Annotated in this window: 18 protein-coding genes and 1 tRNA gene; 10 read left to right on the top strand and 9 right to left on the bottom strand. The window is 56.5% G+C overall.

The features are described from left to right. Nucleotides 1-197: 197 nt before the first annotated feature. Complete coding sequence (locus tag HMPREF3148_RS13150; RefSeq protein ID WP_083287712.1) at nucleotides 198-1,694, bottom strand: LGFP repeat-containing protein; 1,497 nt, start codon at nucleotides 1,692-1,694, stop codon at nucleotides 198-200. 118 nt (nucleotides 1,695-1,812) lie between these two features. On the opposite strand from HMPREF3148_RS13150, the gene HMPREF3148_RS13145 reads away from it, so the two are divergent. After that, the gene (locus HMPREF3148_RS13145; protein WP_080548630.1) at nucleotides 1,813-2,715 is read left to right on the top strand and encodes a trypsin-like serine protease; all 903 of its coding nucleotides are present in this window, start codon (nucleotides 1,813-1,815) and stop codon (nucleotides 2,713-2,715) included. Between the two features lie 102 nt (nucleotides 2,716-2,817). On the opposite strand, the gene HMPREF3148_RS05125 is transcribed toward HMPREF3148_RS13145, so the two are convergent. Continuing rightward, complete coding sequence (locus HMPREF3148_RS05125; RefSeq protein ID WP_246818803.1) at nucleotides 2,818-3,930, bottom strand: replication initiation protein; 1,113 nt, start codon at nucleotides 3,928-3,930, stop codon at nucleotides 2,818-2,820. A 57-nt stretch (nucleotides 3,931-3,987) separates the two neighbouring features. After that, nucleotides 3,988-4,311 carry a WhiB family transcriptional regulator gene (locus tag HMPREF3148_RS05120; RefSeq protein WP_034657256.1) on the bottom strand — a complete coding sequence of 108 codons (324 nt, stop codon included), beginning with the start codon at nucleotides 4,309-4,311 and terminating at the stop codon, nucleotides 3,988-3,990. Nucleotides 4,312-4,539: 228 nt separating this feature from the next. Between HMPREF3148_RS05120 and HMPREF3148_RS05115 the strand changes: the two genes are divergently transcribed. After that, on the top strand, nucleotides 4,540-6,981 hold the full coding sequence (locus HMPREF3148_RS05115; RefSeq protein WP_070508825.1) for a transglycosylase domain-containing protein: 2,442 nt from the start codon (nucleotides 4,540-4,542) through the stop codon (nucleotides 6,979-6,981). A 72-nt stretch (nucleotides 6,982-7,053) separates the two neighbouring features. On the opposite strand, the gene HMPREF3148_RS05110 is transcribed toward HMPREF3148_RS05115, so the two are convergent. Continuing rightward, nucleotides 7,054-7,518, bottom strand: a complete 465-nt coding sequence (locus HMPREF3148_RS05110; RefSeq protein WP_049145407.1) for a GatB/YqeY domain-containing protein — start codon at nucleotides 7,516-7,518, stop codon at nucleotides 7,054-7,056. A gap of 33 nt (nucleotides 7,519-7,551) precedes the next feature. Between HMPREF3148_RS05110 and HMPREF3148_RS05105 the strand changes: the two genes are divergently transcribed. Further along, nucleotides 7,552-8,439: a metallophosphoesterase gene (locus HMPREF3148_RS05105; RefSeq protein ID WP_049145410.1), complete on the top strand. Its 888-nt coding sequence runs from the start codon at nucleotides 7,552-7,554 to the stop codon at nucleotides 8,437-8,439. A 76-nt stretch (nucleotides 8,440-8,515) separates the two neighbouring features. After that, nucleotides 8,516-8,592 (top strand) — tRNA-Pro (locus tag HMPREF3148_RS05100). A 446-nt stretch (nucleotides 8,593-9,038) separates the two neighbouring features. On the opposite strand, the gene HMPREF3148_RS05095 is transcribed toward HMPREF3148_RS05100, so the two are convergent. Both HMPREF3148_RS05095 and HMPREF3148_RS05085 read right to left on the bottom strand, forming a co-directional pair. Next, nucleotides 9,039-10,466: a YhgE/Pip domain-containing protein gene (locus tag HMPREF3148_RS05095; protein ID WP_049145413.1), complete on the bottom strand. Its 1,428-nt coding sequence runs from the start codon at nucleotides 10,464-10,466 to the stop codon at nucleotides 9,039-9,041. A 335-nt stretch (nucleotides 10,467-10,801) separates the two neighbouring features. Continuing rightward, nucleotides 10,802-12,349 (bottom strand): catalase, encoded by a 1,548-nt coding sequence (locus tag HMPREF3148_RS05085; RefSeq protein ID WP_049064490.1) that lies wholly within the window; start codon nucleotides 12,347-12,349, stop codon nucleotides 10,802-10,804. A 157-nt stretch (nucleotides 12,350-12,506) separates the two neighbouring features. Between HMPREF3148_RS05085 and HMPREF3148_RS05080 the strand changes: the two genes are divergently transcribed. Further along, complete coding sequence (locus tag HMPREF3148_RS05080) at nucleotides 12,507-13,073, top strand: RNA polymerase sigma factor (RefSeq protein ID WP_049064492.1); 567 nt, start codon at nucleotides 12,507-12,509, stop codon at nucleotides 13,071-13,073. 376 nt (nucleotides 13,074-13,449) lie between these two features. Then, nucleotides 13,450-14,769: a YkvI family membrane protein gene (locus HMPREF3148_RS05075; RefSeq protein ID WP_049064494.1), complete on the top strand. Its 1,320-nt coding sequence runs from the start codon at nucleotides 13,450-13,452 to the stop codon at nucleotides 14,767-14,769. Nucleotides 14,770-14,866: 97 nt separating this feature from the next. On the opposite strand, the gene HMPREF3148_RS05070 is transcribed toward HMPREF3148_RS05075, so the two are convergent. Further along, nucleotides 14,867-15,904, bottom strand: coding sequence for an aspartate-semialdehyde dehydrogenase (locus HMPREF3148_RS05070; protein ID WP_049064495.1), 1,038 nt, complete (start codon nucleotides 15,902-15,904; stop codon nucleotides 14,867-14,869). Between the two features lie 29 nt (nucleotides 15,905-15,933). Then, on the bottom strand, nucleotides 15,934-17,199 hold the full coding sequence (locus tag HMPREF3148_RS05065; RefSeq protein WP_049064497.1) for an aspartate kinase: 1,266 nt from the start codon (nucleotides 17,197-17,199) through the stop codon (nucleotides 15,934-15,936). A gap of 301 nt (nucleotides 17,200-17,500) precedes the next feature. Between HMPREF3148_RS05065 and HMPREF3148_RS05060 the strand changes: the two genes are divergently transcribed. Continuing rightward, nucleotides 17,501-18,358, top strand: coding sequence for a DMT family transporter (locus HMPREF3148_RS05060; protein WP_049064499.1), 858 nt, complete (start codon nucleotides 17,501-17,503; stop codon nucleotides 18,356-18,358). A gap of 42 nt (nucleotides 18,359-18,400) precedes the next feature. Here HMPREF3148_RS05060 and HMPREF3148_RS05055 read toward each other — a convergent pair whose 3' ends face one another. Next, nucleotides 18,401-19,567 carry a mannosyltransferase family protein gene (locus tag HMPREF3148_RS05055; protein ID WP_049064500.1) on the bottom strand — a complete coding sequence of 389 codons (1,167 nt, stop codon included), beginning with the start codon at nucleotides 19,565-19,567 and terminating at the stop codon, nucleotides 18,401-18,403. A 340-nt stretch (nucleotides 19,568-19,907) separates the two neighbouring features. Between HMPREF3148_RS05055 and leuA the strand changes: the two genes are divergently transcribed. The 3 genes from leuA (at nucleotide 19,908) to HMPREF3148_RS14125 (ending at nucleotide 24,556) form a co-directional block, all read left to right on the top strand. Then, on the top strand, nucleotides 19,908-21,725 hold the full coding sequence (leuA, locus tag HMPREF3148_RS05050; RefSeq protein ID WP_070508823.1) for a 2-isopropylmalate synthase: 1,818 nt from the start codon (nucleotides 19,908-19,910) through the stop codon (nucleotides 21,723-21,725). Nucleotides 21,726-21,804: 79 nt separating this feature from the next. After that, on the top strand, nucleotides 21,805-22,686 hold the full coding sequence (locus tag HMPREF3148_RS05045) for a hypothetical protein (RefSeq protein ID WP_005530346.1): 882 nt from the start codon (nucleotides 21,805-21,807) through the stop codon (nucleotides 22,684-22,686). A gap of 268 nt (nucleotides 22,687-22,954) precedes the next feature. Beyond that, complete coding sequence (locus HMPREF3148_RS14125; protein ID WP_049064504.1) at nucleotides 22,955-24,556, top strand: hypothetical protein; 1,602 nt, start codon at nucleotides 22,955-22,957, stop codon at nucleotides 24,554-24,556. Nucleotides 24,557-24,566: the final 10 nt, after the last annotated feature.

Genomic DNA, 24,566 nt, shown 5'->3' with positions numbered 1-24,566 from the left:
GGACTCCGAGTCCAAGAAGTCACTAGACATCACACAACTAGTCAGACAGACTAGCCCCTTCGTCTTTTAGTCGATATTGTGTTCCAAGTTAAACCACCGAGGAGCTACGTCACTACCACCATTGGAACCACGCAGCGGGAAAAGTGTCTTCAACCCACGGGTCTCTTGCGCACCTTCAATGTGAATAGTAGTTTCTACTATTCCCCGAAGTTCAAATGATCTTCCAGATCCAACCTTTTTCCATCATTAGTGCGGACAGCTTCATAAATAGGAGCTTCATAAATGCGGTCCGCGTTTTCCATCCTGGCTTCGCACAGACCTTGAATGTATTGCCTAATCGAGTAAAGGTTCCAAATTCCATGTTTGTGCCGAATCTTGTCGTAACCCCAAGGGCCATATGGACGTGTTTTGGCATCAGGTTCATACCATCCCCGTCGTAGCACAACAGGAACCCCACATCGGTCATGCGTAGCCATCATCACCTGATCGGTATAATCATTGCCTCCAGCGATTCCACTGCCTTGTAGGGTAGGTGCATCTTGTTCGAGTCCTGCCCCAGGCATAAAGTCAGGAAAGAATTTGTCTAGTTGGCTACCGTGGATGCTGCCTTTTTCAAACTTTTGTTCCTTCCAACCGTCACTGTCACTTTCTCCGGGGTCACCAATAGGGTAGCCGACATCTCCATCAATAGCGCCTGAATACACCCATTGGAGTAGCACATCGCCTGTTATAGCGTGAGCGCCGAATTTGGGGTGCCAAACCATAATTCCTTTTTGGAAAAGGTTGTATCGCCCGATCCCGTCAGGTGTTTTTTCTTCGCTGCTGATAGGGAAACCTAAGGTACTCTTTTGGGCTCCCATGCCCTGCCATTTGTCATATATTCGCCCCTGAATTCCTGCTTGTACTGCAGGAATGGAGTTTCGTGTGTAGATGTAGCCACCTTGGTATTTCTGCTTATACCAACCCTCTCCGAGAGCGATATCATTAGTCATTGGGTACCCGAAGTGTCCGCGTTCCCAACCATGCTTTGCCCACACGACGGTTGCAGGAATGCTAACAGTATGAGCGCCTGTCTTTGGATGCCAATAGATAAACCCGTTGACGAATTCGGACCTTTTACCAATACCGTCAGGATTAGTTAGTTCGTTGCTTTTAGGAAACGTCAGAAAGCTTTTCGGTCCGCCAATGGAATCATAAAGTTCCCGGATTGCACCGCATACTTCAAAAGGAGAAGGCCAGTAAACTTTGCAACCTGGGGCAGAATTTAGGGTCGGATTATCTTCTTCTTGCAGCTGTGCTTCTTTTGTTTCTGCAAGATCCGCCTCTTCTTTGGTGAAATCACCCGGTATTTCTTCCCTATCGCTACGCATTTCTCCAGGGCGTACAGTAGATTTAGGAGATTTCGTCGGAGTCCACTCGGAGACTTCTTCCGGTGAAAGCTCAGTTTCTACAATTTCAGACGAGGCCCCCTTAGCCCACTCTGGCAGTACTGGAGTGGGGTATTCATCTGACGTTTCCTTATTGTCGATTGCCTCTACGGTATTTTCACTAGGATCAGCAGGAAAAGTATCCTGTGACACTGATGACGATAATGAATCAGAAAAAGATGATTGCGCGACTGCAGTACCGGGAGTGGTACTGATTAATAAGCTTGCTGAGACGAAAGCAAGTAGTTTGCGTGAGAGAGCTTTCATTGGCGGTCCTTAGATGAGAGTGAAACAAGGAGTTGTTCTACTAGGTCAGCTTATAGCTTGGTGGCAGGCTACGCTGGTTAAGCGAAAAAGTTCTCCTTTCTAATCTCGTCGGGTAACCATGAAAATAGCTAAAACCAGTCTTATAATCCTCACCTGCGCATTTACCGCACTGGGTGCTTCTCCTGCTGTAGCCCAGGACGCCAATGGTGATTTCGCTTCTCTACAAGCAAGTAGCACAGTACCGGTAAACGATAACCGGATTGCTGCTTTATGGTCAGCAATCCCAAGCCTGGATAATCCACAAGAACCCCGCATTCGACGCGACTGCACCGCAAGCTATCTAGGAGATAGCTTCTGGCTCACGGCACATCACTGCGTATCTAACGCACCGTTTATGGACGGTTTTCTCCGTCAATCAGATGGTGAAGTAGCAGGTATCGCTGCTATCTATACCAAATCATCAAACGATGATGTTGCCCTAATCAAAGTAGGCGAAGGAATCCACGCAGATGCCTTCACTTTCGCTAATGAGCCGTTAACCATTGGAGATCAAGCCGTACTTACCGGGTACGCGCAACCCCATGATTATGCCTCTTCAGCGTTGACAGTCATTTCTGAAAAAGTTAACTCCCTGAATTTCGGGAACGTTACATACACCGACCTTTTCAAAGGAACATCCTCAACTACTTCACGTTCCTGTGGCGGAGACTCAGGAGCCCCCATCTACAAAGACAACATCCTCTACGCGGTGCACACCGCCGGCGGATTCAACCCAGAATGCAATGATGGGAAAGGCCGCCCCATGTGGCACACCAACATTGTCTCAAGGATCCCCTGGATTAAAGAAACGATGCAAAGCAATTCGAGTTTCACAGACCAGGAAAAAGCCAAATCAAACACGGGCCTGAAACACGCAGCTACCCTTTTCCCAGATGTGAGCAACCCGAAAAATCCGCACAATGATTCCTCCCCAGAAAAGAGCTCATTTAGTCTCTCTTCTCTATCAAGCACACAGCAGTAGCAAATTATTAGCGACCAGAGAACCAGATCCCCTATCTTCTCCAAGGTTTTCTTCAAGTGAGTTTTTATCTAACTGCCTAACGACAGGGGAACCGTATATTGCTTACGGCCTGTCCAGTTTTTTAGTGCGCCCTCGCGGTAAAACAATCCCTGCGTCTTTCACAGCTCTACGCACAGTTTTTTCGGACACGTTAAACTCGCTTGCGGCTTCTTTGACCAACGGCCATGCCTTCGTTTGTGCATATGCGGAGTAAAACCAGGCAGCAATCTGAGCCTTCGACGCCTTGCCTGAGATAGTCCTGACTGCGTTTGCTTCGGTTAGTTTCTTGCGCTCAGCTTGCGCATATTTACCATCAGGGTCTGTTTTCCAGCGTTCTGCTGCTTTCTTGCCGCCTCTGCGTCCCATGGTGGCTAGTGCTTTGCGTTCGCTGCTGGTGGCTTTACCTGGCGCGCTAGAACCGCTGTAGGTCTCACTCTTGGACTGGGTGACATACCCGCGCACGCGCCTAGCCATAGTTTGACGGTCGCGCATCGGCGGCATCTCATTGTCGCGGCCTGCACCGCCGTGGGTGTGTGCGACGTTGTAGGCGTGCTCATAGGCGTCGATAATTGCTGCGTCTGTCAGGCGTTGGCCTTGCTGGCGCAGACGGTGTCCAGTCTTAAGCGCATGCCTAAAGGCGGTTTCGTCGCGTGCTGCGGTGCCTTGGGTAATCCAGAGCACACGCACACCGTCGATAAGTTCCGGGTCGTACTGGTCGAGTCCACCGGCAATTTCTGCGTCTACATCCTGGGCAAGCACTTTAAACGCCTGGGCTTCCTCACGGCGGGTCTTAACCGCGTTAATGAGTTCATGGCCAGAGCTGAATTGCTGGCGTGGAGTGGGGTCGAACTGGTCGTGTCCTGCCATATCCCTCACCTGCTTTATCAAATCTCCAAGACGCATCACCCGGTTGTGCTGCCTATACCAACGATAAGCGGTAGGAGCCTTGCCGGTATAGAACGGGTGGCGGCTAAAGCGATGGGAAAAGTGCGGGTCATGGTCTAAAAGCTCACCCAGCACACGCGTAGTCGCCGCCAGCAACTTCATCTGCACAGATTTACCGTTACGGTCAGCGTAGACAGGGTCAATAATCCATATGAACTGGGCTTTTCCGTTAGTTGGGTTAATACCCACCCATGCCGACCCGACGCTATGAGTAATCAGTGAGCGCACCACGTCGCGAACGTACGGTTTAACAGCCAAAATGACGCGTAAATAACGCTCTAGGTTTCCCTAGATTCCGATGAGTTCGCCGCCCTCAGCCAAGTAGTGCGCCCAGCTGGTAATGTGCGGATTCTTGCGCAGGAGTGCACGGCGCTGACGCTCCGTCAGACCGCCCCACACTCCGAATTCAACACGGTTGTCTAGTGCATCTGCGCGGCATTCATTAAGCACTGGACAATGGCGACAAATGACCGCGGCCTTACGCTGCTCGGCGCCACGCACGAAGAGTGCGTCTGGGTCACCGTTGCGGCACTTAGCTTGAGTTACCCATTCACCACGCTCGGTTGCACTTACCGACTTGGCTGGACCCGTCACCTTCAGGCTTACGGTCATGGCTGGGTAGCTCCTTCCTCTACTACCTATCCCGCTAGTCTTGCGAACAATTTTGACGAAATACCATACGCGCGACATATCGCTCGTTGTATGATGTTTCATCAGGCGGAATATTATGTAACAACGGTAAGTGTATTCACACGCGTTAGCACTTGTCTAACACGTCACACTTTAGGGGGGGGAGTCTGCTATTCCCCGCTCACAGTTTCACCACGTAGGGTGTTCAACGTGACTGTCATCAAATCCTTGGCAAAAATTGCCCTCTCCACGGTCCTCGCGGGAGTTCTCATCGCCGTAGTGATTGCCCCCTTTGCGGGGCTTTCTGGCGTGGCGGTTGCCCGTACCAACGACACCATGCAGTCCGACTTACAGGATCTCACTGCTGGTGACGCCCCAGGCGTAACCACCATTCTGGATACCAAAGGCAACAGCCTTGCCTATCTTTTCGAGCAGCGCCGTCACCCGGTGAGCCCCGACAAGATTTCCGATCCCATGAAGAAGGCCATCGTGGCTATCGAGGATCGTCGCTTCTACGAGCACGAAGGCGTGGACTTCCAGGGCAACTTTCGCGCGCTGTGGAGCAACCTAGCAGCAGGCGGAGTCTCCCAAGGCGCATCCACGCTTAACCAGCAGTACGTCAAGAACTATCTCTTACTGGTTAACGCCAAGACCGATGAAGAGCGCGCCGCGGCAACCGAGCAGTCCATTCCCCGTAAGCTGCGCGAGATGCGCATGGCGACCGACCTCGATGCGGAGTTGGACAAGGACGAGATCCTCACCAACTATCTAAACCTCGTCCCCTTTGGCAACCACTCCTACGGTGTAGAAGCCGCGGCACGCACATACTTTGGCATCCATGCCTCTGAGCTCACGGTGCCCCAAGCGGCGATGCTAGCCGGAATGGTCCAGTCTTCCGAGTATCTGAACCCTTATACCAACGAGCAGGAGGTCATTAACCGCCGCAACGTGGTCCTCCAGTCGATGGTGGATAATGGCGCTCTCGAACAGGCCGAAGCTGATGAGTACAGCAAGCAGGACTTGGGCGTGCTCGATAGCCCTTCCCTCCTCCCCAACGGCTGCATCAGCGCAGAAGACCGCGGCTTCTTCTGCGACTACGTCATCGAATATCTAGAGAGCAAGGGAATTTCCCGCGAGCAGCTCACACGCGGTGGATACACCATCAAGACCACTCTCGATCCTGATGTCCAAGACCAGGCGCTCAACGCAGTGCGATCCCAGACAGACCCTAAGACCCCGGGTGTCGCTGAGGTCATGAACGTAGTCAAGCCCAGCACGTCCACTCGCGAAGTGCTCGCTATGGTCTCTTCTCGCAAGTACGGTTTGGACCTCGACAACTACGAGACCATGCTCCCGCAGACCCACTCATTGGTGGGCAACGGTGCCGGCTCGGTCTTCAAGGTCTTCACCGCGGCAGCCGCGTTGGAATCTGGCTACGGCATCAAGAACCAGCTCGACGTCCCCACTCGCTATGAAGCAGAGGGACTCGGCTCCGGCGGCGCGGCAGGCTGCCCGGCTAATCGCTACTGCGTTGAGAACGCAGGCAACTATGCCGCAACCATGACGATGCAAGATGCGCTGGCTTATTCACCGAATACCACCTTCATCAAGCTCATCGAACAGGTGGGCGTGGAGCACGTGGTGGATATGTCGGTTAAGCTCGGTCTGCGCTCTTACGACGAAAAGGGCAGCTACGACGAAGAGACGTCGATCGCTCAGCACATCAAGGAATCCAACCTTGGCTCCTACACCCTCGGCCCTACCGCAGTGAATCCGCTTGAGCTTTCCAACGTGGGCGCTACGTTGGCCTCAGAAGGCATGTGGTGCGAGCCCAACCCCATCAAGCAGATCACGGACAAAGACGGCAATGAGGTCTACCTCAAGGTGCCGAATTGTGAGCGCGCGCTGAACAAGAACATCGCTAACGCATTGGCCAACAACATGACTGCGGACACCATCAAGGGCACGGCTTCTGCTTCCGCCAAGATGATGGGCTTTAGTGGCCAGGCAGCCGCCAAGACGGGAACCACCGAGTCCAACCAGTCCTCCGCATTCTTGGGATTCAACTCCGGAATCGCTGCGGCTCCCTACATCTACAATGACGGAACCACCACGACTTCACTGTGCACCAGCCCAGTCCGCCAGTGCGGTTATGGCGACCTCTTCGGCGGCCTCGAGCCTGCCCGCACCTTCTATTCCATGGCTTCATCCGTCGCAGCCGCGGCCTCAGGCACGGTCCCCGATTACGACAAGGCCTATGACGACGGCAAAGTCAACTCCCTCCTCGATGGCCTCCGCGGCAAGTCTGAGAGCGAGGCTCGCTCCAAGCTCGAATCCGAGGGCTACCAAGTCAAGGTTTCGCAGGTCCAGGGCAACGGGGTTCCCTACCGCCGCGTGGTCCGCGCCATCACGGGTCCAGACGGGCTAAAGAAGGGCTCGGAAATCACGCTGCAGCTTTCCGACGGCACTTCTTCCGCACCACCGCCTTCCTCTAACGGTGGTGGCCGAGGCGCGGAGACCGATCAAACCAGTGGCGATCAGCATGCCCCGGATCCTTTCGGTAACCAGCGGCAAGGCAATCCCCCGCCGCTCATTCGCCAGGAGGACATCGACGCCATTGCCGACAGCGTGCGCGACCTCTTCGGCCTCTAGGCACACGCGCATTGAAAATCCCGCCGTCTCCTCTGCTTAGTGCAGGAAGACGGCGGGATTTCTTTTTGCGTCTTAGGCGAGCTTGGCCTTGACTGCGCTGGATAGGCGCTTGCCGTCGGCGCGGCCAGCAGCCTTGGCGGTGACAACCTTCATGACGTTGCCCATCTGCTTGATGGTGGCAGCCTCGCCGGAGTCTGCCTCGACCTCGGCGATGGCCTCGCTGACGAGGGCGTCTAGGGCGGCGTCGTCAAGCTGCTCCGGCTGGTACGCCTCGAAGAAGGGGACGTCGACAAGCTCGGCGTCCGCCAGCTCCTGGCGACCATTTTCTGCATAAACCTCGGCGGACTCGCGACGCTTCTTGATCTCGCGGGCGATTACCTTAAGTACGTCCTCGTCGGTGAGCTCGTGGCGGGAACCGTTGGTTTCCTCGGCCTGAATGGCGGCGAGGAGCGAACGGATGGCGCTGGTGCGCTCCTTCTCACGGGCCTTCATGGCGGTCTTCAGATCTGCACGAATGGTTTCTTTAAGCTGGCTCATATTCTTCAATCTACGCCAGGTAGGCTGTGTGGGGTGAAGATACTCCCGATTATCGGTGGCATTGCTGCCGCCGGCCTAGGCACCCTGGCGTGGGGTTACACCGAACTGACCAAGTTTGAGCTGAAGGAATACACGCTCCCGCTACTCCCAAAGGGGACGCTGCGTGGGAAAGAAGAATTCCGCATCCTGCACATCTCGGATCTGCACATGATTCCGGGGCAAGAAAAGAAGATTGAATGGGTCTCAGGCCTTGATTCCTTGGACCCAGACCTGGTGGTGAACACAGGCGACAATCTCTCCGACCAAAGTGGCGTACCGGATACTCTCCGTGCGCTCGGCCCGCTGCTGAGCCGCCCGGGCTTGTTTGTCTTTGGTACTAACGATTACTGGGCACCGCGCCCGGTCAACCCGTTTAAGTACTTGTTTGGAAAGAAACGCGAGCCCTCCTATGTTGACTTGCCTTGGAAGGGCATGCGTGCGGCGTTTATTGAGCACGGCTGGCACGACGCCAACCAGGCCCGCGTGGAGTTCAAGGTCGGCGATGTAAAGCTGGCGGTGGCGGGTGTTGATGATCCGCACCATGACCTGGATGATTACTCCGAGATTGCCGGCGCACCGAACGAGGACGCTGACCTGGCATTGGCGCTGCTGCATGCTCCGGAGCCGCGCGTGCTAGAGAAGTTTGAGGCTGATGGCTACCAGCTTTCGCTGTCTGGCCATACGCATGGCGGGCAGATCTGTCTGCCGGGCTCCCGCGCACTGGTCACTAACTGCGGCATTGACCGTGCCCGCGTCCAGGGCCTCCACGACTTCGGCAGAATGAAAATGCACGTCTCGAATGGCCTGGGCACCTCGAAGTTTGCGCCAGTGCGGATATTCTGCCGCCCCTCGGCAACCCTGCTGCGTATCACCGAACGCTAGGTGGCGTTCAACTGGCGTTTTGTGGTTGACGCTCAGGCTGCGTTAAAGTATTCGGGTACCGATTAAAGCGGTTTTCCGGGATATGGCGCAGCTTGGTAGCGCGCTTCGTTCGGGACGAAGAGGTCGCAGGTTCAAATCCTGTTATCCCGACCATCAGCCTGGCTAGGTTTCTAGTCGGGCTTTTTCTTTTGCGCTTGGACTGCGGGCTTGGACTGCGGGCTTGGACTCCCGGATCTGCATAACTGACAACGAAGCACGCCCGTAGGCAAGAAATGACACCCTCGTTGTCAACTACGCAGATAGGCCACAGATCCGAGTGGACGCAACCGCATCCCAGCGAACGAAAAGCCCCCAGAAAGCAATAAAACGGGAAACGACGCGGCGCCCCTACAGCAGCCGCGTCGCCCCTATTCCCTATCACTCACAACGGATTGGAGAAACCGTTTGCCTACCCCCTAAGTAGGCATTGTGAGCAATTTTACCCTAGCACTGATTCATCATGGAACGTTAACCAAACCAAGACATTCACAGAAATCTCTGAACCAATACCTATTTGGACTACATTTTCATAGACCAAAAGGGTTCGCCACCTGGGACTTTTAGATTTCAGAACTTTCAGTTGGGCGCTTCATAACACCTAATGAGAATGCCGAAACTACACCAAGTACCCCCAACGCCGTCCACAGCAGCATGTGGTCGCCACCGTTACCCGCCACGGTCAGAGCCGAGGTAGTCCAATGCAGCGGAAGCAGGCCCATAACAACCTTCCAGGCTCCTCCCACCACAGCTGCCGCCACAGCGGACTTCCAGAACCAGCCCACCGCAGCAATCTGTACCAGACCAAGCACAACTGCCAGGCCCGCGCCCACCTTGCCAAAGTAGCGCAGCAGGGCCGTCGTCAGCCCCGCCGACGCAAGGCTCGTCACCACTGCGGCTAGGCCAACCCACAGCGCGGCCTCACCAGTCGGACCCGTAGCCAGCAGGAAGAACATTATCTCCGCTAAAACTGCCAACACCACTACTCCACCGAACAACGGCAACCACGGACTGCGACCCGAGCACACCACAAAAGCCCCCAGACAAGCGCCACCCAGCGTCAGCACTACCGCAATCAACATGGCCACCACGGGGCTTAGCAGCCGCACGTCTTGGACTCCGCCCGTCGGCGCAGGCAGCGCGCGCTGCACCTCTTGTACTTTCGACTGGTTCTGCTTTGCCATCCCGTCGACCTTTTTCGCGCCATCATCAAGCTGCTTTACGCCGCTCAGCGCCTCATCGACCTTGGCATCGAGCTGCTTCGTACCATCGTTGAGCTGCTTTGCACCTTCGACAGCCTTGTATACACCGTCGTGGTAGCCATAGCCGTTTACAGCCAACTGGTTGGAAATCTCACGCGAGCCCTCCTTCAGCCTGGTCAGCTGGTCCGTTAGATTCTGATCCAGCTGGAAGTTGTTTACTTGGACACGCAGGTCAGCCAGCTGCGACTTGATATTGCGCGCCTCTGCGGAGTTATTGCCTTCTAGATCCTTAACGGTGCCATCGATGGCCTGTAACAGCTGGCCTTGCACCACCTTTAGCCCCACAATCTGGTCCACCGCAGCACCCACACCGTTTGCCACTTCCGTCGCGCCGTTGCCGAGCTGTGCCGTGCCGGATTGCAATTGAACCAAGCCGTCGTAAAGCTCCTGCGAGCCGGAGCTCAGCTTGTCGACGCCCCCTCCAAGTCCGTCCGCCCCCTCCTTCAGCTTGCCAGTTCCTGTCGCGAGCTGGCCAGTACCGGACTTAAGAAAGCCGGCTTGGGCTTGGGCTTCGCTGGCGGCGCGGGCGGCGTCGCCAAGCGCTGCGGAATCAGCGTTAGCGGCAGAGGGCGCACCCGTGCCCTCACTCGACCAGGCACGGGCCGGATCCCAACCCGTGACGCCAGCAATAGCCGCGCCCGCCAGTAACGGCAGAATGAGGAGAATGCACAACAGGATTCCCCGCGTGCGGGAGGGGCGGGAAGTCGATTCAGCGAGACGCGAGTTCATCCTTTCAAAATATCGCCACCACCACGGCAAACAACGCAGGCGCGCCGTTTTAAGCCGGGCAAAGATACAGAATTCCCAAAACTTCAGCCCACTGATTCTCCCACTAGCCGTACTTCTTCCTCTCACCGCTTGCTCCCCCAAAGACACTGCAGAAGGTGAGCTGCAGTTCGCTGCCGCCGAATCCAACACGGCCGCAAAAGAAACCGCCACTAGCGAGACCACTAGTAGCGGCATGCAGGGCCCCTGCTATGACGTCGAAGGCATGAAATCACGAGGCCTGAGCGACACTATGGCAGTGCACGCTCAGGCCTGTGATTAGGAGGTTGTATTACATGCTAGTTCTTCTCAGCGAAGAGCTCACGAACGCGCTTTTCTAGGCGTGGGGAAACGGCGCCCCAGTAGGCGTAGACGCGCTCCTCAGTCTCTGGGGAAACACCAGCCATTGCATTGGTGATGTTGTCCGCCAGGCGCTCCTTCTCGTCATCGTTGTAGACGTTCTCATACAGGTCAGTTGCCTGAACCGTATCGGAGTCTTCAGCGTGGTGCACGTACGGCGCACGGACAAGGTCCAAGCCAGCTGGGTCCGGGTTCACGTAGAGGTCCGGAGCGGTGACGGTCTCCTGCACCGAGCGGTCGTTGACGTCGCCATCCAGGTAGCCGCCGCCCTTTGCGTGGCGGTTCGGGGAATAGACAGGATCCTCAGGAGCGTTGAAGAGGAACTGCATGTTGCCCTCATGCTCGTAAGTGTTGACCTTGTCTGCGTTGAGCGGCTGGTTTACAGGCAGCTGCTTGTAGTTCGGCCCGATGCGGTAGCGCTGCTGGTCAGCGTAAGCAAAGACGCGAGCCTGCAGCATCTTGTCCGGCGAAAGGCCGATGCCGGGAACGAGGTTGGATGGATCCAGAGCAACCTGCTCGATTTGGGCGAAGAAGTTACGCGGGTTGCGGTTGAGCACGAAGTATCCAACGTCAACCAGCGGGTAATCCTTCTTGGACCAAACCTTGGTGAGGTCAAACGGATTGAAGCGGTATTCAGCTGCCTCAGCGAGCGGCATGATCTGCACCTTAACGTCCCAGATTGGGTAGTCGCCTTCTTCGATGGCGTTGTAGAGATCCTCGCGGTGGTAGTCGGCGTTCTTGCCGGCCATCTCACCTGCCTCCGCGTCGGTGAAGTTTTGCACGCCCTGGCGGGTCTTGAAGTGGTATTTAACCCAGAAAGCGTCGCCTTCCTCGTTGACCCACTGGAAGGTGTGGGAACCGTAGCCATTCTGGTGGCGGGTGGTCTTCGGGGTACCACGGTCACCCATCAAGTAGGTGACCTGGTGGGTGGACTCGGGGTTGCGGGTCCAGAAGTCCCACTGCATATCCGCGTCACGCAGGCCGTTGACACCAAGGCGCTTCTGGGAGTGAATAAAGTCCGGGAACTTCATACCGTCACGCAGGAAGAAGACTGGGGTGTTGTTGCCCACGATGTCGTAGTTGCCATCCTCGGTGTAGAAGCGCAGGGCAAAGCCATGCACATCGCGCCAGGTATCCGGGGAGCCCTGCTCACCAGCAACGGTGGAGAAACGGCCCATCATCGGGGTGACGGTGCCAGGCTGGAAGAGCTTTGCCTTGGTGTACTTGGAAACATCGTTGGTGATATGCAACTCACCGAAGGCACCATGCCCCTTAGCATGCGGCGTGCGCTCTGGCACGCGCTCGCGGTTGAAGTGGGCGAGCTTTTCGATCAGATGGATGTCATTGAGAACAACAGGGCCATTCTGGCCGGCAGTAATGCTGGTGTTCTCGGTCGCAATCGGCTGACCGGAGGGGCTGGTGGTGTTTGGGCCGCCCGCTGGGCGCTGACCCTTGTTGAGCACCTTGTCAGCTTCGGAGTTAGTCATGGAAAGCCTCCTAAAAGAAAATAGTTGATAATTGGGGTCGATTATCAATCACGGACAAGTAATAGCCTACCGTGTTTAATAGGTTTCTGCAACAGAAATTTCCAAATTGATAAGTATTGACAGCAAAGTCTGAATCAACTGTCATACTGGTAAGTTCATGGTGGTGAAACACCACTCCGAACATGACGACGCACGCGTCACCGACCTTGCCCTCAGGGCTGGTCGTGGCGACCGCGCGGCGCTAACGGAGTTCATCAAATCCACGCAGGACGACGTGTGGCGGCTACTCGCCCACCTAGGCGGCCCGGAAATCGCCGATGACCTCACACAAGAGACCTATTTGCGGGTCATTGGTGCCCTCCCCCGCTTTGCTGCGCGTTCGTCGGCACGCACCTGGCTCCTATCCCTGGCACGGCGGGTCTGGGTGGACAACATCCGGCACGACATGGCTCGCCCGCGCAAGTCCGCCACGGAGTATGAGGACGCGGCGGCCCAGGCCCCAGCAATCGAGAATTCAGGCACGTGGAGCGATTGGATCGACGCACGTGCGCTTATCGACGCCCTCCCTGCCGACCGCCGCGAAGCCCTCATCCTCACCCAGGTCTTGGGCTACACCTACGAAGAAGCAGCCAAGATCGCCGGCGTGCGCGTCGGCACGATTCGCTCGCGCGTGGCTCGCGCTCGCAAGGACCTTATTGAAGGAACCGATCCTTCCACAGACTAATAGCCTGCGGTCACAAGGTGAACACACGTAGACGGTGGCCGCTGCCTACCACCTACGAGAAGGGCTGCACACACAACGGCGCTTGTTACTTAACCACCGCTGGAGCTTCACAGGATTCCCAAGTACAAGGAAATCGTTATCTACTAGTTATCAGCACCGCGATATGGCCATAAAGCCTGCGCTTTTGGGACTGAATACTGAACGGATTTCATAATTTTTCACGAAATAACCACTATTTGGCTGGCAGTTCCCAGGCAAACGAAAGTAACCTGGTTAAAGACACACGTGACAAATCGACAGTCGACCCGACCCAGCGCGCGATAAGACGCGCGCATTTCTTTTGCTCGGCGCGTGTGGGAATGCGAGAAATCTCCTCATGCTGAAACGTGCATTGGCTATCTCCATGGCGTTTATTGGCGTCATTGTTGGCGCAGGCTTTGCATCCGGCCAGGAAGCGATGCAGTACTTCGTAGCCTTTGGAAACCAAGGATTCTGGGGCGTCGCCTTAGCCGCAGGTTTGATGCTCATCACGGGTATCGCCATTTTGCAGTTGGGCTCCTATTTCCAGGCCTCAGAGCACACCGCAGTGTATGACAAAATCTCGGGACCGATTACATCCAAGATTCTCGACTGGTCCACCATTGCGACCCTTTTCTCCATCGGCTTCGTTATGTTTGCTGGTGGCGGCTCAACCATCAGTCAGCAGTTCCCCGAGGTCAAGCTGTGGATCGGCGCGACCATCATGTTGGTGCTGGTTCTTCTCGTGGGCTTACTTGACGTCGACCGAGTCACTACCGTCATCGGTACCATCACGCCGTTCGTCATCTTTTTCATTGTGTTGGCCACCGGCTACACCATCGCGACTGCTGACGTTGACTTCGCACAGCTCAATGACTTTGCCGTCAACAACGTCGACACCAGCCTTTCTCACTGGTGGCTTGCTGCACTGAACTACACCGGCCTGAACGTTATGTGTGCTGTGTCCATGTCCATCGTCATTGGCGGCAACATCCTTGATAACCGCGCAGTAGGAATTGGCGGCTTTATTGGCGGCATCATCTACCTCATCCTGCTCACCCTTTTGGTTGTCTCCTTGTTCATGGTGGCGCCGCAGGTCAATGGTCAGGATCTACCGGTGCTTGCACTCATCAACACTCTTAATCCGTCGCTCGGTTACATCATGACGTTCGTTATTTACGGCATGGTATTCAACACCGCGGTCGGAATGTTCTATGCGCTGGGCAAGCGACTAACCCGCAAGAAGCCAAAGCTCTTCTACCCTGTTTATGCCGCTTCCTGTGTAATCGGCTTTGTTTTGTCTTTCATTGGTTTCCAGTCCCTGGTCAGCAATGTCTACCCAGTCCTGGGTTACTTGGGATTGCTCATGATCGCTGTGATGGTGTTCAAATGGATCACCAATCGTGACAAAATCACGTCGGAGAGCAAGCGCCGTCATCGTGCGCACATCTTGGTCCAGCGCAAGCTAGACCCGCGTCAACGATTCACCAAGAAGAATCAGAAGGAGCTCGCAAAGCTCGCGGCCGCTTCCAATATGAAGACCGACGAGTTTGAGGACGCCATCGCCGAAGAAATCCACGAGGAGCTCGAGGCAGATGAAGAGCTCGAATACGACCGTGAAGATCCTGATCCTTCCGTGGTCTTCGTCGAGCACACCAAGCCGGAAGTCCCAAAGTAAGAATCCGAAGTAAATAACTAAAAAGGAGCTTGTACATCCGTTTATTGGATGTACAAGCTCCTTTCTGTGTTTTATGGCTTTGTATTAGGTCCGCGCGCTAGACCAACAACTCAGCAATCTGAATCGTGTTCAAAGCCGCGCCCTTGCGAAGATTATCGCCGGAGACAACCAGCACGAGGCCCTTGTTGTCATCCACGGACTGATCCTGTCGGATGCGGCCCACCAGGGACTCATCGATGCCTGCAGCAGCAAGCGGGGTTGGAACGTCGACGACCTTGACACCGGGGGCGTCGGCAAGCAGGCGGCGTGCCTCGTCCGGGGTGATTGCCTTGTCGAACTCCGCATGGATGGTCAGGGTGTGGCCGGTAAATACCGGGATGCGAACGCAGGTGCCAGCAACCTTGAGCTTAGGAATACCCAGGATCTTGCGCGACTCGTTGCGCAGCTTCTGCTCCTCATCGGTTTCCTCAGAGCCATCATCAACCAAGTTGCCAGCAAAAGGCAGCGCGTTGAAGGCAATCGGAGCAACGTATGGGCCAAGCTCTTCCTCAGAGACCTCCAGAACAGAGCCATCATGGACGAGTTCTACGTTGCGATCTCCAATCTCGGCAGCCTGCTTGGCCAAGGCCTCAACGCCAGCCAAGCCAGAGCCAGAAACTGCCTGATAAGAAGACACGTGCAAACGGTTCAGGCCAGCAGCATCGTGCAAGACCTTAAGAACCGGCATTGCGGCCATGGTGGTGCAGTTCGGGTTAGCAATGATGCCCTTCGGCGGATTCTTTGCCTCCTCCGGGTTTACCTCAGACACGATGAGCGGGACCTCAGGATCCTTGCGGAATGCAGAAGAGTTATCCACTACAGTTGCACCAGCAGCGGCGAAGACCGGGGACCAATCGCGCGAGGTAGCGCCACCGGCGGAAAACAGAGCAATGTCTACGTCAGCAATGGAGGCCTCAGTGACCTGGGAGAGATCTTCAACCACGATCTTTTCACCACGGAACTCCAGCTCCTGGCCAGCAGAGCGCGGTGACGCAAAGAAGCGCACCTTATCCGCAGGGAAGTTTCGCTCTTCAAGGATGGAGCGCATTACGCGTCCTACCTGGCCGGTAGCTCCTACGACTGCAATGGTGGTCATGAAAATTTCCTTCTTTCCCTGAAATGTTTTTAGCGGCCCGTACCAGCGTAGACGGTAGCTTCTTCTTCGCCGCCCAGCTGGAACTTCTCGTGCAATGCCACAGCCGCCTTATTGAGGTCAGTCTCGCGGACGAGCACGGAGATGCGGATCTCGGATGTGGAGATAAGCTCCATGTTGACGTCGGCGTCACGCAGCGCTTCGGTGAAGTCTGCGGTAACACCCGGGTGAGACTTCATGCCTGCACCGACTAAGGAAACCTTGCCCACTTGGTCGTCGTAAAGCACGTTTGCCCAGTGACCCTCGTTCTTGAGCTTGGTCAAGATCTCCATCGCGCGCGGGCCATCGGCACGCGGGCAGGTGAAGGTGATGTCGGTGGTGCCGGACTCCAGGGAAGAGACATTCTGCAGGACCATGTCGATGTTGATCTCGGCCTCGGCGATGGCGCGGAACACCTTCGCTGCCTCACCCGGGCGGTCCGGGATGCCCAAGACGGTAACCTTGGCTTCAGAGTTATCGGTCGCGATGCCAGTGAGTACTGCTTCTTCCACAGGGATATCCTCCATTGAACCGGCGATCAAGGTGCCGGGGTCGTTTGAATAAGACGAGCGAACTCGCAGGGGTACGTTGAATGCGCGGGCGTATTCCACGCTGCGCAGGACAAGAATCTTGGAGCCGACGGCCGCCATCTCCAACATCTCTTCGAAGGAGAGCTTCTCCAGCTTCTGCGCATCCGGCACAATGCGTGGGTCCGCGGTATAAACACCATCGACGTCAGAGTAGATCTCACAGACATCGGCTTGCAGCGCCGCCGCGAGGGCCACGGCGGTGGTGTCGGAGCCGCCGCGACCCAAGGTGGTAACGTCGCGGCTTTCCTTATTAACGCCCTGGAAACCAGCGACGATACAAATCTTGCCCTGTTCCAGAGCCTCAGTAATGCGGCCCGGCGTGACGTCCACGATGCGCGCGTTGCCGTGGCGCTCAGTGGTAAGCACGCCAGCTTGGGAGCCTGTAAAGGACTGAGCTTCCGCGCCAAAGGACTCCACGGCCATGGCCACCAAAGCGTTGGAAATGCGCTCACCCGCGGTCAGGAGCATGTCCATCTCGCGCTGCGGCGGCACCGGGTTTACTTGGGCTGCCAGATCCAGCAGCTCATCGGTGGTGTCCCCCATGGCGGAGCAGACAACAACCACGTCGTTGCCCGCCTTCTTGGTAGCCACAATGCGCTCGGCGACAGCACGGATGCGCTCCGCGGTTTCGAGGGATGAGCCTCCGTATTTTTGAACGATCAGGGCCACGTTGGGATATCCACCTTTCACTGTGCGTTTCCCGCGACAGGCTATAGCCACAGGGCCGATAAGCCCTGCTATACCTGTCGTGCATTAGTCAGTTGTCCATGCTACCCCGGCGAGGTACTTCCTTTCACAATATGTGAAGGGGATCAAAGTGTTTTTATTCACCAAGCATGCATTGCGCCGTATTTTTAGCGCCGCTCCGCCACCATAACGCAGCAACCCCGCAGCTGCCCGCATATACAGAAATCACTACACACGCCTGAATCATTCGTTATATTCACGGCGCCTTGAGTACGGTGGTGGGGTGTTCAGCAATCTCTTGGCGGTCTTCTTCGCCCTCGCCTCGGCCCTCACCGTGGCGTGGGGAACCGTCATCCGCCACCGGATCGCTCTCGAAGCGTCAAGTTCCGTCATGCGCACAGCCATGGGCAACCCCTTATGGTGGGTCGGCACCCTAGGAGCAGTGGTGGCCTATTGCCTGCAAATCATCGCTTTAGGATTCGGAACCCTGCTGGTGGTCCAGCCCATTTTGGTGCTTTCCCTCATGTTCACGCTCCCCCTTTCCGCCTGGTACTCCAAGCGTGCGCTGTCATTTCACGAGACCTTCTGGTGCGCGGCGCTGACAATCGCTGTGGGCGTCTTGGTGGTCTACGGCCGCCCCACTGCCGGCAATCCCCGTCCCTCCCTCAATGAATGGTGGCCGCCGCTTGTGTGTGGTGCCGCTGGTTTGGCCCTTTTAGGTCTGTTCGCCTGGCGCTACCGTGCCCGGCGTGCGCTCGCCCTGGGAACAGCCTGCGGCGCGCTCTATGGCTACGTCGCACTCTTGTCCAAGTCCGTGGTGGACATTTTCACCAACGATGGGCTGTGGCAGCTCGCGCAATCGTGGCAGCTATACGGCCTCGTCTTTCTGGCTGGAACAGGCACGGTATTACAACAGTATTCTTTTCATGCCGGCCCGCTCGCGCAGTCGCTTCCTGCCATGACCATCATGGAGCCCATCATCGCCTTCAGCTTGGGTTATGTAGTGCTCGGCGAGGAATTCCAAGTAGATTCCATCACGGGCTGGTCCGTGATGGCCGCCGCCTTGGCCGTCATGATTCTAGCAACGATCGTCCTCTCTCGGCGGCCAGTGGGACGTGCCCAAGTGCAGGCCGATAATTAGCTCGGCCCGGCCAGCGCGTTATAAATCGCCCCTTCAAAACTGCTAAATCGCCCAGTCAAAAACAGCCAGCATGTGCGCCGAGAACCAGGCGCCACCAAGCACCACTGCGCCCATTACAAAAGCCATCTGACGGGAGCTTGCCCACTTACTCATTTCGATTGTCCACGGAATAAAGAGCACGGCAGCCGGAAGCAGAAGGCGTGGGCGCGAGTGCATGATTCCGTCCGAGAGCAGCACGTTAGCTATGAGCGCTGCCGAAAAGAGCCACACCGGCAGCGGAAGCTTGCGCCAGGCAAGCACCAACAGAATGGGAGCGCCAACGATGACCGAGGTAGATAGCAGAAATCCTGCGTGATCCGCGGTCATCAGCGTGGATTTAACCCATTCAAAGGTGGCCACGCCGAAGTCGAACTGTGAATTCCAGTGTTCTTTCTGAATTCCAAAATATCCACCGGCGGCAGCTAGGTAGTGGTTGGCCATCGTGAGATAACCCAGCAGCGGCAACGCCGAGGCCACCAGCGCCACCCACGCCTTCCATTCCCGTGCGCCCCACAACAGCACAATCACGCCGAAGACCAAGATCACGTCCGCCGAGGTCAGACGAACGGCAGACAGCGCAAAAACCAAAAGTCCCGCGAGCAGCCATTTCCGGTCAATGAGCGCAACGAGCGCCCACATTGTCAGCGCACCAAACAGCGCCTCCGTGTACGGCATCGCGAAGACGATGGACATCGGCGCTGAGGTCACCGCGATTGCTGCGGCCACGCGTGCCTTGAAGTCCGCACCCATGCGCTGCGCGATTGCCATAACACCCGCGGCCATGACCACGGTAAACACAAAATTCAGGAGGATAGCGGCGACGGGTTCCGAAAATCCCAGGAAACTGACGAGCTTAATGAGCAAAGGAAAACCCGGAAAGAAGGCCATCGTCGTTTCATAAACGTTGCCCTCGGCCACAATATCGGCGTTGAAGTAGCCGGCGCGTGCAATTTCTGTGTAATATACGGCGTCCCATTTATTGAGCAGGCCCCACAAATTATCATCGTTGGCCTTGGCAAACATAGCGAGCACAGCAATGCGCAGGATGTTTCCTAGGACGCCCACGCCCAGGGCCGCGATCCAATCGCGCTGACGCTCGTGCTTGACGACGTCGCCAAGCGCATTGCTTTCCGCTTCCTCACCGAGACCTGTTTTGCTCGCGTTCTCCACAATGGATAATGCTATAGGTTAAGCGCCCGCCGCCGGCAATATGCCGCATTAGGCTGGACGAGTCTTCCAGATTTCGCATTCTCCTCCCCCAAGCCACACCCTCATTTATCTCACCCCATGGGAACACTTGCCACGGAATGGGAAGCACGCTAGTGTGGTCCACATGACTACGCGGCTGAGCCTCCTCCTTATTTGCCGCGGCGGGAATTAGGCCTTGATAATCTTGCGGCCAGCGTCCCGTCGCGGTGTTCAGTGATGCGCATTCAGCCGCCATTGCCACAGCTGGCCGTGAGACACAGCTTCCACAAACCTTTCAAAACCTTCAAGGACCTTATAAAACATGTCTCCCAACGATTCCTTCATTTCTGCACCTCGCGAGATCACCACTCCTAACGGCCCATTCGGCGAGAACCAACCCGCATGGAACAAGCAGCGCGGCTCCTCGATGCCGGTTAACCGCTACCTGAGCTTCGCCGAAGAGGTCGAGGATATCCAGCTGCCGGACCGCACCTGGCCTGACAAGAAGATCATCTCCGCCCCACAGTGGTGCGCTGTGGACCTGCGCGACGGCAACCAGGCGCTGATCGATCCAATGAGCCCGCAGCGCAAACACCGCATGTTCGACCTGCTGGTCAAGATGGGATACAAGGAAATCGAGGTAGGTTTTCCTTCCGCATCTCAGACGGACTTCAACTTCGTGCGTGAAATCATCGAACAGAACAAGATCCCTGAAGACGTCACCATCCAGGTTCTGGTTCAGGCCCGCGAGCACCTGATTCGCCGCACCTTTGAGGCTTGCGAAGGCGCCAAGAACGTCATCGTTCACTTTTACAACTCCACCTCCAAGCTGCAGCGCCGCGTGGTCTTCCGCAAGGACCGCCCGGCCATCAAGAAGCTGGCTACCGATGCCGCCGCGCTCATCAAGGAGATCGCCAAGGACTACCCAGACACCAACTGGCGCTGGGAGTACTCTCCTGAGTCCTTCACCGGCACTGAGCTGGACTTCGCCGTCGAGGTATGCGACGCCGTCGTAGACATCATGGAGGCCACCCCGGAGCACCCGATGATCATCAACCTGCCTTCCACAGTGGAAATGATCACCCCGAACGTCTACGCCGACTCCATCGAGTGGATGCACCGCAACTTTGCCAAGCGCGACTCCATCATCCTGTCCCTGCACCCGCACAACGACCGTGGCGAGGGCATCGCCGCAGCCGAGCTGGGCTACCTGGCGGGCGCCGACCGCATCGAAGGCTGCCTGTTCGGTAACGGCGAGCGTACCGGCAACGTGGACCTCATCACCTTGGGCCTGAATATGCTGACGCAGGGCGTCGATCCGCAGATCGATTTCACCGACCTGCCCGCCATCCGCGAGACCGTGGAATACTGCAACCAGCTGCGCGTTCCTGAGCGCCACCCCTATGGCGGCGAGCTGGTCTTCACCGCTTTCTCCGGTTCCCACCAGGACGCCATCAACAAGGGTCTGGATGCACTGGCCAACGAGGTTCGCCCTGGCGCCAACAACACCGAGGTCTCCTGGGACGAGCTGCGCGAGACCGTCTGGGAGGTTCCTTACCTGCCCATCGACCCGAAGGACGTCGGCCGCGACTACCAGGCTGTTATTCGCGTGAACTCGCAGTCGGGCAAGGGCGGCGTTGCCTACATCATGAAGACGGATCACGGCATCAACATGCCGCGCGCCATGCAGGCGGAGTTCTCCGCTGTGGTACAGGAGGTTACCGATACCGAAGGCGGCGAGGTCAACTCCAAGAACATGTGGGACATCTTCGCCACCGAGTTCCTGGACCGCGAAGCACCGCTGGCGCACAAGACCTTCCAGATCGATAACTCGCCTAACGACGACTCGGAGGCAAAGGTCACGGCAACCGTCGAGTACAACGGCTCCGAACATGTCATCTCCGGCCACGGCAACGGCCCGATTGCGGCCTACGCCAACGCTCTGGAACACCTCGGCATCGACTTCGAGGTCATCGAGTATTCCCAGCAGTCCCGTACCGCTGGTGACGACGCTGAAGCAGCTTGTTACATTGCTGCCGATGTCAACGGCACCCAAGTGTGGGGCGCGGGCATCGCAGGCTCAACCACTCGAGCCTCGATCTTCGCCATCAACTCTGCGGTCAACCGCGCACTGAACTAGCCGCATCTGCACACCCCTCCCCGACTGCGCGCCTAGGCCAAAGCCCCGCGGATACGGTTTAGGTGGTAGAAGTCGAAACATGACTTCTCCCCTGTATCCCATCCCGCACCTTGGCCTAGGCGCAGTTCAGTCGCTTCCCGTTTGGGATGCCGCTACCGCGCCCTCCGATCCTGAGAAGCAACTCGTTTCCCTCACGCGTCTGACTAACGGCGGGTGGGATGTCATGTCCGGCGAAGAGAAGCTGGGCTCGATCGCTGCCCGCGATGCTGCAGAGTATCCAGAAATTGAGCTGCTTTTCGACGCCGGCCTAACCCCCGCCGTCACTTTTCTCCACGGCACCCAGCCCGCCATCCTTCTACCACGGCCAGGCCTATGTTTGCCCGCCAATAACCCGCCGAGTTCCCCGTGGGCAATACTGGATTATGCCCCCGCTATAAGCGTTCACGACATTCCAGACGACGTGGATATTCCACACTACGGCCGCATCCACCTTCTTGTCACCCTGCGAACCGCCGAATCCGATCCCCACAGCATCAGCGCATACTTAGGGCCGCAATTCATCGCAACGCTAGACGACGCCCCCGCATACCTTTCTGCGATCATCACAGAAAATGCCGCAGATGGGCTGACCACACTAGCGCATGCTTACCACTACCCCCGCCAAAACGGGCGCGTGCTTAACATTTACGCCTCTAACGCCGTCTCCCAAGAATCGCGGGAGGGAACGGGCCAGGAACGTCTTTTAGCAGAACGTACCGCCACCACTAGCGTTGCCGCCGAGACTTTCGAGACGGCCAGTTTTAAAGCCATCACCGATACAGACCTTTCCCGCATCGATCGACTCCCCAGCACAAAAGGTGATGCATCACCCAAGCCGGGCAGTCCTAAACTCTGGCTCATTCTTATTATTTTGACTGTCGTTGCATTAATTTTGTCAACTGTATATATGGCTGCCCACTAAACATTATTCGTTAGGCGTAATATGCTTCCCCCACTCGCAAAGGTCAATAGTCCCAGCTAAAGGCCAGCTTATACGTTTGAAAACTATTCATTTTCGAAGTAAGATTTCTACAGATCACTAACGTTTGCGTGCATTTTAGTGAATAGTGAAGCTGTCACCGGCAACTCCACCCCAATGCTTGCCGGTGATTGCAGTATTTGAATACTTAGTTTTATTGAACCCCGACTTTTTGGCTCAGCCGGTACCCCCTATAAGAAGGCGAATATTGATGAAGTCGACCAACTACATGGTCCCTGACCATGGTTTTGGCAATGTCAATAACATTCCCATCCAAGAAGTAAACCCTGACTTCTTGGTGGACCTTATGGAAAAAACGGGCACCGATCAACCAGAAATCAAGGTCAATTTGAGCGGTTCCTCCAAAGAAGGCTTCAGGGTCCGCTATCAGGACACCACGATCGGCCACCTCGAAAAGAGCGACGTCAGCGCTTATACCGAGCTGGACTGGATCATTGATGCTGGCCTGCATCCACACGTCACCGCTCGCATCGCGATGGTCGAAATGGACGGCGAACAGTGGCCTTCCTTTGACGTTCAGCTCCCAGCCCCGGGCCTATGCGTGCCTGCAAATAACCCCCCAGCTGAGCGGTGGGCCTTGCTGCCGGGTTCAACCCCTGCAACCATCACTAATTTTCAACCAAAAATGGACGTGCTCCCCGAGGGAGCCGAGCACTTCCTCGTTACGCTCCACGCCCGCCGTTTCCTTGGCCGCCGCGCTGTAGCTGTTCTCGTCGACGGAGTACAAATTGCCTCTCTGGACCGCGAAGATGCCCGTCGCCTTGCAAACACGGTGCTGGAGTATCAGCAAAACGGCCTCCTTGCAGTCGCTCACGCCTACTACTGCATGGAGGAATCCAAGCCGAGCTTGGTTGTTTATGCCGATGCTGAGGATAAAGCTAATCGCGCAGTCGTAGCTGGCACCCTCACCGCAGCGTCAATGGGCCTTTCTGCTGTTACAGCTGCACGTGCAGAGGCAGCAGAGCACGCAAACATCCACTTCTTCGGGTCCACCAACAATCAAGTTGCAGCCCTAATGACTTCCAAAACTGCTTCTACGGCTCTCATGGGCAGCAACATTGGTTTGAAGCTGGTGGCGGCTGCAAGTACCGCGGTCATTGTTGGTGGCGGGGCAAACTTTGCAGCTTCCATGTTCTCTGTAGACAAGCAGGAACACGAGGAAACAGCTGCATTACAGGGAGAATCCTTCGACGATTCCTCCTTCCAAGACGAAGTCACACCGTCCCGCGATACTTTGGGCAATAAGTCCCATTCCAGCTCATCCGTTGCTACAGCTCCTGGCACCGAAAGCCGAGGAGGATTCCGCACTATTGAAGAGGACTCTGACTCCGCTTCCAACAAAAATGGGCACCGAACCGTAGCTACGCGCATCCAGGCGAAGGCGATTGAACCGACGCCTGAGCCTGCAAACGAAGACGTACCGCAGGTCACTGAAACTGCTGTAGTTCTACCTGCACCTCGTACTACTGCGCCCCGCAAGTCAGAGACCACCGGCCCGGCACCTTCGGTTGAGGTTACAACCGCACCCCCAAGCACTGTGTATACCAAGGAGCGCGCAGTCGACCATCCGTCCACCACCGACGCCCCTACTACGAGCCGCGAACCAAGCACTCCGCAGCCGCCTACGCCCGAGATCGTCCCGTCGACCACGCCGCGAACCACGCCACCGACGAGCAAGCCGCAAACCACGCCACCGTCGACCAAGCAGCCAGAACCTACGCAGCCCTCAAGCCCGGCCACACCGACTAGGCAGGTTACAACGACGGTAATAACTATCATCATCCGCCCCTAAGTCATACGCT

The sequence above is a fragment of the Corynebacterium sp. HMSC05D08 genome (assembly GCF_001807215.1).
In the GTDB taxonomy this organism is placed as follows: Bacteria; Actinomycetota; Actinomycetes; order Mycobacteriales; family Mycobacteriaceae; genus Corynebacterium; species Corynebacterium striatum.
The sequence above is the reverse complement of the archived record's forward strand: the minus strand, read 5'-3'. Positions and strand labels throughout refer to the sequence as shown.

Excerpts from the sequence above, each read along its gene's own strand:
- HMPREF3148_RS05045 (WP_005530346.1), top strand. The coding sequence starts at position 21,805 with ATGACTTCTCCCCTGTATCCCATCCCGCACCTTGGCCTAGGCGCAGTT.
- HMPREF3148_RS05070 (WP_049064495.1), bottom strand. The coding sequence starts at position 15,904 with ATGACCACCATTGCAGTCGTAGGAGCTACCGGCCAGGTAGGACGCGTA.
- HMPREF3148_RS05075 (WP_049064494.1), top strand. The coding sequence starts at position 13,450 with ATGCTGAAACGTGCATTGGCTATCTCCATGGCGTTTATTGGCGTCATT.
- leuA (WP_070508823.1), top strand. The coding sequence starts at position 19,908 with ATGTCTCCCAACGATTCCTTCATTTCTGCACCTCGCGAGATCACCACT.
- HMPREF3148_RS05080 (WP_049064492.1), top strand. The coding sequence starts at position 12,507 with ATGGTGGTGAAACACCACTCCGAACATGACGACGCACGCGTCACCGAC.
- HMPREF3148_RS13145 (WP_080548630.1), top strand. The coding sequence starts at position 1,813 with ATGAAAATAGCTAAAACCAGTCTTATAATCCTCACCTGCGCATTTACC.
- HMPREF3148_RS05085 (WP_049064490.1), bottom strand. The coding sequence starts at position 12,349 with ATGACTAACTCCGAAGCTGACAAGGTGCTCAACAAGGGTCAGCGCCCA.
- HMPREF3148_RS05110 (WP_049145407.1), bottom strand. The coding sequence starts at position 7,518 with ATGAGCCAGCTTAAAGAAACCATTCGTGCAGATCTGAAGACCGCCATG.
- HMPREF3148_RS13150 (WP_083287712.1), bottom strand. The coding sequence starts at position 1,694 with ATGAAAGCTCTCTCACGCAAACTACTTGCTTTCGTCTCAGCAAGCTTA.
- HMPREF3148_RS05120 (WP_034657256.1), bottom strand. The coding sequence starts at position 4,311 with ATGACCGTAAGCCTGAAGGTGACGGGTCCAGCCAAGTCGGTAAGTGCA.
- HMPREF3148_RS14125 (WP_049064504.1), top strand. The coding sequence starts at position 22,955 with ATGAAGTCGACCAACTACATGGTCCCTGACCATGGTTTTGGCAATGTC.
- HMPREF3148_RS05095 (WP_049145413.1), bottom strand. The coding sequence starts at position 10,466 with ATGAACTCGCGTCTCGCTGAATCGACTTCCCGCCCCTCCCGCACGCGG.